The sequence below is a fragment of the Roseateles chitinivorans genome (assembly GCF_050632145.1).
Lineage (GTDB): Bacteria > Pseudomonadota > Gammaproteobacteria > Burkholderiales > Burkholderiaceae_C > Roseateles > Roseateles chitinivorans_B.
This window is the reverse complement of record NZ_CP192577.1, coordinates 1,793,231-1,807,747: the sequence shown is the minus strand read 5'-3', so window position 1 is coordinate 1,807,747 and position 14,517 is coordinate 1,793,231. Positions and strand designations below refer to the sequence as shown.

13 protein-coding genes are annotated in these 14,517 nt (G+C 67.6%); 9 read left to right on the top strand and 4 right to left on the bottom strand.

Going from position 1 to position 14,517, the window contains the following annotated elements; all coding sequences use genetic code 11:
- Window positions 1-20 precede the first annotated feature (20 nt).
- Both ACQ86G_RS08340 and ACQ86G_RS08335 read right to left on the bottom strand, forming a co-directional pair.
- Entirely contained in the window at window positions 21-1,931 is a 1,911-nt protein-coding gene (locus tag ACQ86G_RS08340; protein WP_431261363.1) for an ABC transporter substrate-binding protein, read from the bottom strand.
- A gap of 15 nt (window positions 1,932-1,946) precedes the next feature.
- Complete coding sequence (locus ACQ86G_RS08335; RefSeq protein WP_431260146.1) at window positions 1,947-3,818, bottom strand: ABC transporter substrate-binding protein; 1,872 nt, start codon at window positions 3,816-3,818, stop codon at window positions 1,947-1,949.
- Window positions 3,819-4,152: 334 nt separating this feature from the next.
- On the opposite strand from ACQ86G_RS08335, the gene ACQ86G_RS08330 reads away from it, so the two are divergent.
- From ACQ86G_RS08330 to ACQ86G_RS08290, 9 genes are all read left to right on the top strand, one after another.
- Window positions 4,153-5,091, top strand: a complete 939-nt coding sequence (locus ACQ86G_RS08330; protein ID WP_088408590.1) for an ABC transporter permease — start codon at window positions 4,153-4,155, stop codon at window positions 5,089-5,091.
- A complete protein-coding gene (locus ACQ86G_RS08325; protein WP_431260145.1) occupies window positions 5,088-6,140 on the top strand; it encodes an ABC transporter permease in 1,053 nt (350 codons plus the stop codon). The genes ACQ86G_RS08330 and ACQ86G_RS08325 overlap by 4 nt, the downstream gene beginning before the upstream one ends.
- Before the next feature lie 4 nt (window positions 6,141-6,144).
- Window positions 6,145-7,839: an ABC transporter ATP-binding protein gene (locus ACQ86G_RS08320; RefSeq protein ID WP_431260144.1), complete on the top strand. Its 1,695-nt coding sequence runs from the start codon at window positions 6,145-6,147 to the stop codon at window positions 7,837-7,839.
- A gap of 258 nt (window positions 7,840-8,097) precedes the next feature.
- Window positions 8,098-8,721, top strand: a complete 624-nt coding sequence (gene lptA, locus ACQ86G_RS08315; RefSeq protein WP_431260143.1) for a lipopolysaccharide transport periplasmic protein LptA — start codon at window positions 8,098-8,100, stop codon at window positions 8,719-8,721.
- A complete protein-coding gene (gene lptB, locus ACQ86G_RS08310; protein ID WP_431260142.1) occupies window positions 8,718-9,485 on the top strand; it encodes an LPS export ABC transporter ATP-binding protein in 768 nt (255 codons plus the stop codon). Before lptA ends, lptB begins: the two co-directional genes overlap by 4 nt.
- Window positions 9,486-9,500: 15 nt before the next feature.
- On the top strand, window positions 9,501-11,024 hold the full coding sequence (locus ACQ86G_RS08305; protein ID WP_431260141.1) for an RNA polymerase factor sigma-54: 1,524 nt from the start codon (window positions 9,501-9,503) through the stop codon (window positions 11,022-11,024).
- 80 nt (window positions 11,025-11,104) lie between these two features.
- On the top strand, window positions 11,105-12,391 hold the full coding sequence (locus ACQ86G_RS08300) for a THUMP domain-containing class I SAM-dependent RNA methyltransferase (protein ID WP_431260140.1): 1,287 nt from the start codon (window positions 11,105-11,107) through the stop codon (window positions 12,389-12,391).
- A gap of 68 nt (window positions 12,392-12,459) precedes the next feature.
- Window positions 12,460-12,723 carry a ribbon-helix-helix domain-containing protein gene (locus ACQ86G_RS08295; protein ID WP_431260139.1) on the top strand — a complete coding sequence of 88 codons (264 nt, stop codon included), beginning with the start codon at window positions 12,460-12,462 and terminating at the stop codon, window positions 12,721-12,723.
- Window positions 12,720-13,028: a type II toxin-antitoxin system RelE/ParE family toxin gene (locus tag ACQ86G_RS08290; protein WP_431260138.1), complete on the top strand. Its 309-nt coding sequence runs from the start codon at window positions 12,720-12,722 to the stop codon at window positions 13,026-13,028. Before ACQ86G_RS08295 ends, ACQ86G_RS08290 begins: the two co-directional genes overlap by 4 nt.
- 173 nt (window positions 13,029-13,201) lie before the next feature.
- Here ACQ86G_RS08290 and ACQ86G_RS08285 read toward each other — a convergent pair whose 3' ends face one another.
- Window positions 13,202-13,945 carry a 16S rRNA (uracil(1498)-N(3))-methyltransferase gene (locus ACQ86G_RS08285; protein WP_431260137.1) on the bottom strand — a complete coding sequence of 248 codons (744 nt, stop codon included), beginning with the start codon at window positions 13,943-13,945 and terminating at the stop codon, window positions 13,202-13,204.
- Between the two features lie 3 nt (window positions 13,946-13,948).
- The gene (locus tag ACQ86G_RS08280; RefSeq protein ID WP_431260136.1) at window positions 13,949-14,506 is read right to left on the bottom strand and encodes an NADPH-dependent FMN reductase; all 558 of its coding nucleotides are present in this window, start codon (window positions 14,504-14,506) and stop codon (window positions 13,949-13,951) included.
- Between the last annotated feature and the right edge of the window lie 11 nt (window positions 14,507-14,517).

The window sequence follows — 14,517 nt, the reverse complement described above, 5'->3', positions numbered from 1 at the left end:
GGACCTTGCAACGTCGGGGGCTAGTGCTTGAACTTCGCGGCGGCGTCGGGATCGATGTCCACGTACTCCCACCAGTTCTGCCAGAACTGCGGACGGCGATAACCGACCAGTTGCGGCTGGGCGATGTCGGTGATGAAGCGGTGGCCGCGGTACTTGTAGGGCATGTAGGCGACCGCGTAGCGCTTGGTCTCCTCGAAGAGCTTCAGGCGTTGCGGCCCGTCGGGCAGGTGCGAGGCCTCGTCGTAGAGCTTGTCGACGGCCGGCAGCCGGAAGCGCGCGTAGTTCTGCGCGCCGATCTGGCCGCTGTACATGCGTGCCAGCGAGTCCTGGCCGTCCGGCTTGGACGCCGAGGTCGCCAGCGACCAGATCTGGTACTTGCCGGCGCGCAGCGACTTCAGGTTTTCCGGCCACTTCGCCGGCTTGAAGACGATGCGCACGCCGATCTCGTCGAGGTTCTTCCGCACGATCTCGTCGATCTGGCGCTGGAACTGTTCAGGCGTGGTCAGGCTCTCCAGCAGCAGCGGACTGCCGTCCGGCCGGTCGCGCCAACCGTCGCCGTCCTTGTCGACGTAGCCGTAGAGATCCAGCAGCGCCTTCGCGCGGGCCGGATCGAAGGTGCTCATGTCGCTCTTGAAGTCCGGGTCGTAGCCGGTCGTCCCCGGCATGTACAGCGACTGCGCCAGCATGGCCTGGCCACGCCGCACCAGACGCAGCTCGCGGCCGGCGTCGATGGCCAGGCCGATCGCGCGGCGCAGCGCGATCTTCTCCGGCGTGTAGCCGCCGACGACCGGGTCCTCCATGTTGAACACGGTGAACAGCACGTCCGACGCGACGGTCCGGTACGCGTGCTTGCCCTGCTTCTCGAGGTTGGGCGCAATCTTGCCGTTGGGCATCGCCTGGTTGATGAAGTCCTCGGGCGTGCGCTCGATGAAGTCGTATTCGCCGTTCAGGAAGGACAGCCAGCGCGGCTGGTTCTCCTCGATGACGCCGACCTCGACGCGGTCGATCATCGGCAGGCGGCGCCCCTTGAAGCGCGCCTTCAGCGCCTGGCCTTCGGCATCGTCCGGCGCGGGGTCCACTTCCTGGTCGTAGAAACGTTCGCGGTAGACCGGGTTGCGCTCCAGCACGATCAGCGAGCTGCGCCGCCACTGCTTGAGCACGAACGGCCCCGTGCCGACCGGATGCGCCATCGAGTCGCCCGGATAGGCCTCGATGACCTCGCGTGCGACGGCGCCGTACAGGTCGCCCTGCGCGAAGACTTCCATCATGCGCGGCCGCGTCTCCTTCGACCTGAGCTGCAGCGTGTAGCGGTCCAGCGCGCGCAGGCCTTCGATGGGCCTGTCGTAGTCGAAGGGCTTGCCGGACTTGCGGACCTGCTCGTGATACTCGTTGAGACCGACGAGTTCGAGTTCCTCGACCTCGCTCCAGGCCGGCGACGCCACCGCCGGATCGGCGAAGCGCTTGAACGAGTACACGTAGTCCTCGGCGGTCAGCTCGCGCGCCCTGCCCTTGAACGCCGGGTCGTCGGCGAAGCGGATGCCCGGGCGCAGTTTCACCGTCCACGTCCTGAAGTCGGCGGAGGACTCCGGCAGCGCCGCCGCGGTCAGCGGCTTCATCTTCGCGGGTCGCGCCAGCTGGTCGTAGGTGTAGAGCCCTTCGAACATGTGGGGCGTGATCATCCGCGAGTACAGGTCGGTGATCTTCGCGGGATCGAAGCCGGTCTCCGCGACGCGGAAGGCGTAGCGCAGGACCTTGGGGCCGGCGGACGACGGGGTCGCCGCCTGCGACGGCGTCTCGGGCGCGGAGGCGGCTGGCGCGGCCGAGGCCGCCGCGTGACCGGCGTTCGGGCCGGCCATCGCGAGGACGGCGGCGACGGTGGACGCGAGGACGGGCCCGCGCAGTGTCGACAGGAGGGATCGGGCGCGGGGCATCGTCACGGCGTCAGTTCACTTCTTCAGATGGGCCTTGGTCAGCGCGTCGGTGTCGATGTCGACGTACGAGTAGAAGTCGCGCTGGTACAGGTTCTTGTCGTAGCCGATGACCCAGGGTTGCGTCATGTCGGTGAAGATGCGGTGCACATGGACCTTGTAGGGCATGTAGGCGATCAGCAGCTTCTGCGCGCGGTCCATGACCGCGAGACGCTCGGGGCCGTCCGGCATGCCGTGCTGCTGGCGGTACAGCGCGTTGTATTCGGGCATGTCGAAGCGCGCCTTGTTGGACTGGCCCTTGCTGCCGACGTAACCCAGGCCGAGGAAGTTCTCGCCGTCGGGGACGTCGGCGCTCCAGCCCATGCCCCACATCTGCAGCTTGCCGGCGTTGGCGGACTTCAGGTTCTCCGGCCACTTCGCGATCTTGAAGCGGATGCGCACGTTGATCGCATCCATGTTCTTCTGCCAGAGCTCGGCCAGCTGACGGTTCTGGCCGTCGGGCTGCGTCGCGTATTCGAGCACCAGCGGGCTGCCGTCGGGCAGGTCGCGCCAGCCGTCGCCGTCCTTGTCGACGTAGCCGTACAGGTCGAGCAGCGCCTTGGCGCGCGCCCGGTCGAACTGGCTCATCTCCGACTTGAAGCCCTTGTCGTAGCCGGTCACGCCCGGCGAGATGATCCCCTGCGCCGGGATCGCCTGGCCGCGGCGCGGCAGGCGGATCTCCTGGTCCAGGTCCACGCCGAGCGCGATCGCGCGGCGCAGCGCGATCTTCTCCGGCGTGTAGCCGCCGACGACCGGATCTTCCATGTTGAAGAAGGAGACCGCGACGTCCGCGCGCTCGTAGCGGACCGCCTTCACGCCTTCCTTCACCAGGTTGGGTGCGAGCTTGTTCTGCGGCATGCCGACCGGCGCGAACTCCGCCGGCAGGTCGTCGAGCAGGTCGAATTCCTTGCGCAGGAAGGACAGCCAGCGCGGCTGGCTTTCCTCGATCACGGCGATCTCGACGCGGTCGATCAGCGGCAGCTTGCGGCCCTGCAGGCGACGCACGGCATCGGCCAGCTCGGGCTTCGCGGTGGCGACGTCCTCGTGATAACGCTCGTCGCGGTAGGTGGGATTCTTCTCGAGCACGATGCGCGAGGACCGGCGCCACTCGCCGAGCTTCCACGCGCCGGTGCCCACCGGGTGCTCCATGATCCGGTCGCCGTAGAACTCGACGACCTCGCGCGCCACGAGGCCCACCATCGGGTCGGCGAAGTGCAGCAGCATGCGCGGATCGCTGTTGGCCACGCGCATCTCGACCGTGTAGCGGTCCAGCGCGCGCAGGCCGTCGACCGGGCGGTCGTAGTCGAACGGCGTCTTGTTCTTCAGCGCCTCGGCGCGCACCTCGGACAGGCCGAGGATCTTCGCGCCCTCGAAGCGGTACAGGTGACCGCTCTTCACGCGCGGGTCGTAGTGACGCTTGATCGTGTAGATCAGGTCGTCGGCGGTGAGTTCGCGCGGCTTGCCCTTGAACGCCGGATCGTCGCTGAACAGCACGCCGCGCTTGAGCTTGAACACGAAGCGGCGCGCGTCGTCGCTGACCTCGGGCATGCCGTCGGTGACGGCGGGCTCGAGCCGGTAGGGACGGCCCAGGTAGCTGTAGCGCAGCGGCGCGTCGAAGATGCCGGCGGTGATGTTGCGCGAGTACAGGTCGGTGACCTGGGCGGGATCGAAGCCGGTCTCCGCCACGCGGATCGCGTAGCGCAGCACCTTGGGCGCGGGCGCCGTGGCCGCGGGCGTGGCGTCATCGGCGGCCCGCGCGCTCGACGGGATCGCCGTGAACGTCGCCAGGATCGCCAGCGATGACGCGAGAGATGCCGAAAGTAAGAGCGCCTGGGATCGTGTCCCGGCCATGCCGCGTCGCATCTGGATGCCGTCCTTGAATTCGAAAGCGCGCCAGTCTAGTGGGCGATGTCCGCGCCCGCCATGCCAACAACCCCGAGACCGCGAACGCGCGGGCGACAGGGGCGCATTGCGGATGAACGCCCCTGCTTCCACGAGCATGCTTCATCAGTTTTCTCCGATGGATTCAGGGCAAATGCCGGGTCGGGGCCTGCAGGCGCTCACGTAGACTCGCGCGTGGTTTTCGACCCTCAGGCCCCGGCCGTCACAAGCGTCCGGGGTTTGTCTTTATCGGTCGCCGGGTTCGACATCGGGCACGGCGGCGCTTGCTTGGAGTCCCGCGCGTATGGCGGCCTATCTCATCAGGCGCCTGTGGCAAATGATCCCCACCTTGCTGGGCGTCGTGCTGCTGGTGTTCTTCCTCTTCAAATGGTTCGGCGGCGATCCCGCCGAAGTGCTGGGCGGCCTGAACGCCAGCCAGGACCAGATCGAGGCCATCCGCGATCAGCTCGGACTGAACAAGCCGGTGTGGGAACAGCTGCTGATCTTCCTGCAGCAGATCGTCACCTTCGACTGGGGCAAGAGCTGGGCGACCAACGAGTCGGTGGCCAACCTCTTCGCCACGCGCATGCCCGCCACGCTGACGGTGATGCTGCCCATCCTCGTGCTCGAAGTGATCCTCGCGATCCCGTTCGCGCTGGCCGTCGCCTACATGCGCGGCAGCCTCACGGACCGCGCGGTGATGATCCTCACGACGGTGGCGGTGTCGATCTCGCTGCTGGTCTACGTGATCGTGGCGCAGTACTTCTTCGCCTTCCGCCTGGGCTGGTTCCCGGTGCAGGGCTGGAGCGACTCGCTGTGGACCAACCTCACGACCTACGCGCCGCTGCCGGTGCTGGTCGCGGTGGCGGTCGCGCTGTCGCCGTACACGCGGCTGTACCGCACCTTCTTCCTCGACGAGATCGGTCATGAGTACGTGCGCACCGCGCGCGCCAAGGGCCTGACCGAGAAGACCATCCTGCTCAAGCACGTGCTGCGCAACGCGATGATCCCGATCATGACCAACATCTCCGTGGCGCTGCCCGGCGTGTTCGTCGGCTCCTTCCTGCTGGAGGTCTTCTTCTCCATCCCGGGCCTGGGTCGCGAGATCCTGCTGGCCGTCAACCGCAACGACTATCCGGTGATCCAGGCCTTCGCGATCTACATCGCGGCGCTGACGATGGTGGTCAACCTGATCACCGACCTCCTCTACAAGCTGGTTGACCCCCGGGTGGTCCTCAAATGAGCGCAGTGCTGTCCAATCAAACGGCGGCCGCGAAGCCGCAACGCTCGCGCGGCGTCTGGTACGCCTCCTGGCGACGCCTGAGGTCCGACAAGCTCGGCATGTTCGCGATGGTCGTCGTCGCGCTGTCGCTGCTGCTGGTGCTGGCCGCCGGCCTGGGCCTGGTGGCCCGCGACTGGCAGAAGGAGACCGGCGTGCCCAACGCGCCGCCGTCCTTCATGGGTCCCGCGCCGGCCGAAAGCGCCGGCGCCATCGCGCAGCCCAAGGGCCCGAACGTCGACCTGAGCGACATCGACCCGCTCGCGCCCAAGTACGCCGAGTGGGCCGAGAAGGCCAAGCAGTACAAGACCGACGAGGCGCCGCGCGCCGAGACGCTGCCCTTCGGCGGCGACCGCCTGGGCCGCGACGTGCTGGCCAAGGCGATCAAGGGCGCCGAGATCTCCATCATGGTCGGCGTGCTGGCCGCGCTGGTGGCCACGCTGATCGGCACCGTGCTGGGCGCGCTCTCGGGCTTCTACGGCGGAAAGGTCGGCGACTTCCTGGAATGGGTCTACAACGTCTTCACGGCGATGCCCAACATCCTGCTGATCTTCGCCTTCGCGGTCGTCTTCGGCCGCGGCGTGCTGCCGGTGGTGATGATCCTGGGCCTGGCGGGCTGGACCGGCATCTACCGCCTGGTGCGCGCCGAGTTCATGAAGCACTCGGTGCGCGAATACGTCCGCAGCGCCGAGGCCATCGGCGCGAGCAAGAGCTCGCGCATGTTCAAGCACATCCTGCCCAACGTCTCGCACGTCGCGCTGGTGCAGCTCTCGCTGCACGTGGTGGGCTTCATCAAGAGCGAGGTCATCCTGTCCTACCTGGGCCTGGGCGTCAGCGTGGACCAGGTGTCCTGGGGCACGATGCTGGCCGAGGCGCAGAGCGAGCTGATCCTGGGCTACTGGTGGCAGCTGGCCGCGGTGACCGGCTTCATGGCGATCTTCGTCACGGCCTTCGCCCTCTTCACGGATGCGCTGCGCGACGCGCTCGATCCCAAACTGCGCGGTCTGGAGTAACGCCATGCTGTTGAGCATTCAAGACCTGAAGGTCGCCTTCCGCATGGGCAAGGTCGACGGCGTCATGCAGCGCCAGCTGGCCGTCAAGGGCGTCAGCTTCGACATCCCCGAGAACGGCACGGTCGCGCTGGTGGGCGAGTCCGGCTCGGGCAAGAGCGTCACGGCGATGTCCATCCTCAACCTGCTGCCCGACAACGCCGAGCGTACCGGTGCGATCCTGTTCCAGGGCCGCGACCTGCTGAAGACCTCGCTGCGCGAGCTGCAGTCGGTGCGCGGGCGCGAGATCGCCTGCGTGTTCCAGGATCCGATGAGCTCGCTGAACCCGGTGTTCCCGGTCGCGGACCAGATCATGGAGCCGCTGATCAAGCACCTGGGCATGAGCCGGCGCCAGGCGCTTGTGCGCGCCGAGGAGCTGCTCAACGAGGTCGGCATCCCCGACCCGAAGCGCCGCCTGAAGAGCTATCCGCACGAGATGTCCGGCGGCCAGCAGCAGCGCGTGATGATCGCGGTCGCGCTGGCCTGCAGCCCCAAGCTGTTGATCGCCGACGAGCCGACCACGGCGCTGGACGTCACCATCCAGCGCCAGGTGATGGAGCTGCTCGCGCGCCTGAAGGAATCGCACAAGATGAGCATGCTGTTCATCTCGCACGACCTCGGCGTGGTGGGCGAGATCGCCGACCAGGTCGTCGTCATGCGCCACGGCGAGATCCGCGAGAAGGCGCCGGTGGCCGACATCTTCCACCGGCCGCAGGACGCCTACACGAAGGCGCTGCTGGCCTGCCGGCCGTCGCTCACCGAGAACCCGGCGCGCCTGATGGTCATCGACGACCACATCGCGGGCCGCTCGGTCTCCGACCGCACGGGCAAGGCCAAGGATCCGGCCGCGCCGGTGATCCTCGAGGTCAAGGGCCTGAAGAAGAGCTTCTTCTTCAAGTCCGGGCTGTTCAGCAAGACCGAGTTCAAGGCGGTCAAGGGCGTCGACTTCCAGCTGCGCAAGGGTCACACCCTGGGCGTGGTCGGCGAGTCCGGCTCCGGCAAGACGACGATGGGCCTGACGCTGCTGCGACTGCACGAGCCCACCGGCGGACAGGTGCTCTTCGAGGGCCAGGACCTGCTGAAGATGAACGGGCCGGACTGGCAGAAGATGCGCCGCCGGATCCAGGTCGTGTTCCAGAACCCGTATGCCTCGCTGAACCCGCGCTTCACGATCTCGCAGACGCTGCTGGAGCCGATGGAGATCCACGGCATCGGCAAGAGCCATGACGAGCGCATCGCCACGGCCAGCGCGCTGCTGAAGAAGGTCGGCCTGGACGAGTCGGCGCTGCACAAGTACCCGCACGAGTTCTCCGGCGGCCAGCGCCAGCGCATCGCGATCGCGCGCTGCCTGACGCTGCAGCCGGAGGTGCTGGTGCTGGACGAGGCCGTCTCGGCGCTGGACGTCTCGGTCCAGGCCCAGGTGCTGAACCTGCTGAAGGACCTGCAGGACGAATTCGGCCTGAGCTACATCTTCATCAGCCATGACCTGGCGGTGGTGAAGTTCATCTCCGACGAGGTGCTGGTGATGCAGCACGGCGACGTCGTCGAACAGGCCGATGCCCGCGCGCTGCTGGCCGCTCCGAAGCAGGAGTACACGAAGCGTCTGCTGGGCGCCGTTCCCCGCGGATACCAGGGCACGGAGCCGACGGCGAGCGTCGCCTGAGCCGGACGGACAGGGGCCCCTTTTCGGAACTCAAGGAGGGAATTCGCTTGCCGGGAGGCAAGCGAAGGAGGAGATGGAGAAAAGGGGCCCCTGTTCGTCCGGCTCCCGCTCGGTCTCCCGCCCGCCTGCCCGATGCACCAAAACCGAACTTTCCACAAGCGCGAAGACTAGGCCCCTCGCTCACGCGGGCCGGGCGCCTGCTCCTCCTCGCAGCGATGGCTAGAATGGCCAGCAAGTTTTGTGCCGTCAGGATCCCCCATGTCGCTTCGCCGCCCCCTGCTGTTGTCGACCGCGCTCGCGCTGGCCCTGGCCGCGCCTTTGTCGCAGGCCGCCAAGGAGGACCGCGCCAAGCCATTGAACCTGGTCTTCGACCGTGAAGGCGCGATCGACAAGGTCAAGCAGCGGTCCGAGTTCAACGGCAACGTGATCATGACCAAGGGCTCGATGGAGCTGCGCGCCGACCGGATGGACGTGCAGGAGACCAGCGACGGCTACTACCAGGCCTACGCCAACGGCACCTCCGCCAAGCAGGTCCATTTCCGCCAGGACCGTGACACCCCGGGCGAGCGCATCGAGGGCCGGGCCGACCAGATCGAATACGACACCCGCACCGAGACCATCCGCCTGGTCGGCAACGCCGAGGCGCGGGTGATGCAGGGCGACCAGCTGAAGCAGGCGTTGTCCGGCGCCACGCTGAACTACGACAACCGCACCGAGCGCCTGGTCGTCGAGACCGGCGCCGGTTCGCCGCATCCGAGCGGCCGCGGCCGCGTCGTGCTGATGCCGCGCAACGCCCCCAGTGAGCCGCCGCCCGCCAGCAGCGCCCCGCTGCCGTTGCGCCCCAGCATCAACCTGACGCCTCGCCAGTCCCCCCAGCAATGACGGAAGCCAGCACGAATCCCTCCCGGAGCCGCCTGCAGGCCTGGGGCCTGCAGAAGTCCTACGGCGTCAGGAAGGTGGTCAAGGACGTCCACCTCGACCTGCACAGCGGCGAGGTGATCGGTCTGCTCGGTCCGAACGGCGCCGGCAAGACGACCAGTTTCTACATGATCGTGGGCCTGGTCCGTGCCGATGCCGGCGAGATCCAGATCGACGGCCAGCCGGTGCAGACCCTGCCCATCCACCAGCGCGCGCGCATGGGGCTGAGCTACCTGCCGCAGGAAGCGTCGATCTTCCGCAAGCTCAACGTCGAGGAGAACATCCGCGCCGTGCTCGAGCTGCAGCTCGACGACAAGGGCAAGGCCTGGCCCTCGTCGCGCATCGACGCGGAACTGGACAAGCTGCTCAACGAGTTGTCGATCGAGAAGCTGCGCGACACGCCCGCGCCGGCGCTGTCCGGCGGCGAGCGCCGCCGCGTCGAGATCGCCCGCGCGCTGGCCACGCAGCCGCGCTTCATCCTGCTGGACGAGCCCTTCGCCGGCGTCGACCCGATCGCGGTGCTGGAGATCCAGCGGATCATCCGTTTCCTGAAGCAGCGCGGCATCGGCGTGCTGATCACCGACCACAACGTGCGCGAGACGCTGGGCATCTGCGACCGCGCCTACATCATCAGCGAAGGGGCGGTGCTCGCCGAAGGCACGCCCCAGCACATCGTCGAGCATCAGGACGTGCGCAGGGTCTACCTCGGCGAACACTTCAAGATGTAAGGGCCGGGAGTCGACATGAGGCCGACGCTACAGGTACGCCTGTCCCAGCATCTTGCGCTGACGCCTCAGCTGCAGCAGTCCATCCGTCTGTTGCAGCTGTCGACGCTGGAGCTCCACCAGGAGGTGGAGCAGATGCTCGCGAGCAATCCATTGCTGGAGACGGACGAGGAGTTCGACGCCCCGCTGCCGACCGCGACGCAGGAGCGCCTGACCGAGCGCGAGGAACGCGAGGAGCGCGTCGCGCAGATCGAGTCGGACGCGCCCGCCGGGGACACGCCGGCCGGTGAAGAGATGCGGGCCGAGGAATTCGGCACCACCGAGCGCGACGACTGGGAGAACGGCACCGAGCGCGACGACTTCGACGGCATCCGCGAGACGCCCGGCAGCGCGTCGTCGTCCTCCGGTGACGACGACGAGCGGCCCGAGACGGAAGCGCCCGACGAATCGCTGCAGGACGTGCTGCGCGGCCAGATCCCCGGCATGAACCTCAGCGCGGTCGACCGCGCGGCGCTGCTGGCGTTGATCGAATCGCTCAACGAGGACGGCTACCTCGAGGATCCGCTCGAGGAGATCGTCGTCGCGATCCTCGGCGAGGACGCGGATCTGGAACAGCGCGACGAGCTGCTCGACCGTTTCAAGGTCGCGCTCAAGTGGCTGCAGTCGATGGAGCCGGCCGGCGTCGGCGCGCGCGACCTCGGCGAATGCCTGGAGCTGCAGCTGCGCACGCTGCCGCGCTCGCCCGAGCAGGCGCTGGCGATCGTGATCTGCCGCCGGCACCTGGACCTGCTCGCCAAACGCGACTGGCGCCGGCTGATGTCCTTGACCGGGGCCGACGAGGAGCTGCTGCGCGATGCGCAATCGCTGATCGCCGGCCTCGAGCCCAAGCCCGGCCGCCGCTATGCGCGCAGCGAGAACCGGCCGGTCATTCCTGACGTGATCGTGCAGAAGTCCGGACGCAACTTCCGCGTGTCCATCAATCCGGACGTCCTGCCCAAGCTGCGCATCAACGATCTCTACGCGCAGGCGCTGCGCGCCACGCGCGGCGGCGTCAGCAACTCGCCGCTGGGCGGGCAGCTGCAGGAGGCGCGCTGGTTCATCAAGAACATCCAGCAGCGCTTCGACACGATCCAGCGCGTCAGCGAGGCGATCGTCGAGCGGCAGCGCGGGTTCTTCACGCACGGCGAGCTGGCGATGAAGCCGCTGGTGCTGCGCGAGATCGCCGACGAACTGGGGTTGCATGAGTCGACGATCTCGCGGGTGACGACCTCGAAGTACATGGCGACACCGTGGGGCACGTTCGAGCTGAAGTATTTCTTCGGTTCCAGCCTGTCGACCGAGGCCGGCGGGAATGCGTCCAGCACGGCGGTGCGCGCGCTGATCAAGCAGTTCATCGCGGCGGAGAACACGGCGAGCCCGCTGTCGGACAGCCAGCTCTCGACCATGCTCGGCGAGCAGGGCATCACCGTGGCGCGACGCACCGTCGCGAAGTACCGCGAGGCGCTCAAGCTCGCACCGGCCAATCTGCGCAAGTCGCGCTGACGCCCCGACGATCGTCGGTGGGACAATCGACGGCTTGATCCCTCCGGGCGCCGCGGCGCCCGCTTCACGCTGCACGCACGATGTCCGAATCCGCCTATCACCTGTTCCTGCCCTGCGCTGCCGGCGTCGAAGACTGGCTGGAGGCGGAGGTGCGCGACATCCTCGGCCCGGACGATTGCCTGCAGGGCCCGAAGGCCTTCCGCGGCGGCGTCGGCCTGTACGGCACGCTCGCGGCAGTGATGCGGCTCAACCTGCACAGCCGGCTCACGCAGCGCGTGCTGATCGAGGTCGCGCGCGAGGAGTACCGCCACGAGGACGACATCTACGCGATCGCGCGCACCGTCGACTGGACGCGCTGGATCACGCCACAGCAGACGCTGCGCGTCGACACGACCGCGCAGCGCTCGCCGCTGCACAGCCTGAACTTCGCGACGCTGCGGGTGAAGGACGCCGTCTGCGACATCCTGCGCGACGCCACCGGCGAGCGGCCGAGCGTCGACACGCGCTGGCCCGACCTGCCGCTGCAGCTGCATCTGACCGAGGACCTGGCGACGGTCTACGTCGACAGCTCGGGTGAATCGCTGTTCAAGCGCGGCTGGCGCGAGGACAAGGGCGATGCGCCGCTGAAGGAGACGCTGGCGGCGGCGATGCTGGCCGCGGCGGGCTGGAAGGGCACGCGCGAGGCGGGCGGCGCGCTGCACGATCCGTGCTGCGGCTCGGGCACGATCCCGGTGGAAGCGGCGACCATCGCCTGCAACATCGCGCCGGGCATCCAGCGCCGTTTCGCGTTCGAGAAGCTGAAGCCGTTCCAGTCGCTGCTGCCGGCCTGGCGCGCGATCAAGGAAGAGGCCCGCGCGGCCGAGCGCCCCTCCGCAGTGCCGATCTTCGCGAGCGATGTGTCGTTCCGGATGGTCGACTTCGCGCGACGCAACGCGGAGCGTGCCGGCGTGGCGCAGTACATCCAGTTCAACGGCGGTGACGCGCTCGAGCGTCCCGCGCCGGCTTTGCCGGACGACATGGCTGGCACGCTGATGCTGAACCCGCCTTACGGCGAGCGGATCGAGGTCCGCGGCAAGGCCGGCACGCAGCGCCTGGACGGCGGCGCGCTGTCCGAAGAGCGCGACGCGGGCGACGACTTCTTCCCGCGTCTCTCGGCGCATTGGAAGCGCGCGTACACGCAGCATCCGGCCGGATGGACCGCGTGGCTGCTGTGCCCGGAAATGAAGTTGCCGAGCAAGATGCGACTCAAGGAGTCGCGCCGCATCCCGATGTGGAACGGACCCATCGAATGCCGGCTCTTCAAGTTCGACCTCGTCGCCGGCTCGGCTCGCAAGCAGAACGCAGGGAACACTGACTCCGACGAGTAACTCCGCCGAAGGTGGGCCCCCTTGCTGGGGATGAGTCTCACCCGACGATGCGATTTCTTTTCGAGGGAATGATCGAGATGATTCACACAGATCTGGGACCCGAACTGGAGGCCATCGTGCTGAGTCTGATCGAGAACGGAAAGTATTCGTCGCGCACGCAGGTGCTGCGCGAGAGTGAGGAGCTGAAGGGCTGGCGGGATGCTCAAGCACAAGCGTTCAAGGAGCTGCTTGAGAGCAGGCTGTCGACGCCGTCTTCAGAGTACATCCCCGTAGAAGAGGCTTTTGACCGCCTTTACCGGGAATTGGGAATCAAGGGCGACCGCAGCGCATGAAGGTCAGCCTCCACCCGGAGGCGTGGGCGGACTTGCGGTCAATACACCAGTACATCGCGCGCAAGAACAAGCGGCGTGCAGATTCTTTCATCGGGGAACTGCACGAAAAGATCGCGGGCCTCGGCCACATGGCCGAGTCATATCCCGTGATCTCAGGCTTCGAGACAGCCGGCTTTCGCCGCCGCACGCACGGCAACTATCGAATCTTCTATCGCATCCTCGACGACGACAACGTCGAGGTCACACACGTCATGCAGATGTCGCGAGACCACCAATCACTGCTGGCCTCGTGGGAGCGGTCGTGAGATTGGAAATGGATCGACAAATGGATGCACAGCAAACGGAAGCAATGCGCTTGCAGCGGGAAGAGCGGCTTCGCGAGTTCAAAGCCTCACTCGATCGCGGCATCGACGACTCCGACAACAATCGCGGGCGCCCGATGAAGGATGTCGTCGACGAACTGCTGGCCAGCCTCGCCTCAGGCTTCGCTGAGCGCCAGCCAGCCGAGCACAGCGAGCGGCGCAGTGTCGGCCCGCAGGATCCTGGGACCGAGCTTCGCAGCGCTGAATCCGCGTGAGCGGGCGGACTGCTCTTCGGCCTCGCTGAGTCCGCCCTCGGGGCCGCTGAGGACGGTGATGCGTTGCGTATCGCTCGATGACGACGTCAGCGCCGACAGCGGCTGCGCAGCCACAGGGCTCAGCAGCCATCGCTGCTCGTCGGCTTCGGCGGGTAGCTCGGCGAGCCAGGCCGCCAACGTCTTCACCGGCGCGACCTGCAAGGGCTTCGAACGACCACACTGCTCGGCCGCCGCAATCGCGACGCCTTGCCAGTGCGCGCGCTTCTTGTCCGCGCGTTCACCGTTGAGGCGCAGCACGGAGCGCTCGCTCATCAGCGGCTGGATCGCCACCGCGCCGAGCTCGCAGGCTTTCTCGACGATGCCGTCCATCCGGTCGTTGGCCGGCATCACCACGGCCAGCGTCACCGCGCGCTTGAGCTCGCGATCCACCGCCTGACGCGACTTCAGCGCGACGCGGACTTCGCTGCGCCCCATCGCCGTGACCGCCGCGGTCCACTCGTCCCCGCTGCCGTCGAACAAGGTGACCTCGTCCCCCGGCTGCAGCCGCAGCACCTGCACATGACGCGCCGCCCCGGAGGGCAGCGCCAATTCAACGTCGAGCCCGACCGCACCCAGCGGCTGCTCGACAAACAACCTCGCCGCCAACGTTCACCCCTTGTGCTTGCCCACCCAGGCCGCGAAGGTCGTCAGGACCTTGCGCAGGAAGGCTTCCGTCTCCGGCTTCGCGAAGCTGCCGTCGTCCTTGAACATCTCGGCCGCGCCGCCGAGGTAGACCTCCGGCGACGGCAGCAGCGGCGTGTTCAGGCAGGCCAGCACCTGGCGCAGATGGTGGTTCGCGCCGAAGCCGCCCAGCGCACCCGGAGACAGCGTGAACACCGCCGCCGGCTTGCCGTCGAAGGCGCTCTGACCGTACGGCCGCGATCCCACGTCCAGCGCGTTCTTCAGCGCGCCGGGGATCGAGCGGTTGTATTCGGGACTCACGAACAGCACCGCGTCGGCGGACTTCACCGCCTTGCGGAAGTCGACCCACGCCGCCGGCGGATCGGCCGCGTCGTCTTCGTTGTAGAAGGGCAGCGCGCCGATCTCGACGATCTCGAGCTTCAGCTCAGCCGGGGCGATGTGGGCCAGCGCGAGGGCCAGCTTGCGGTTGAACGACGCCTTGCGCAGGCTGCCGACCAGCACCGCGACGCGGTAGGACGTGGACATGGAGGGGCTCC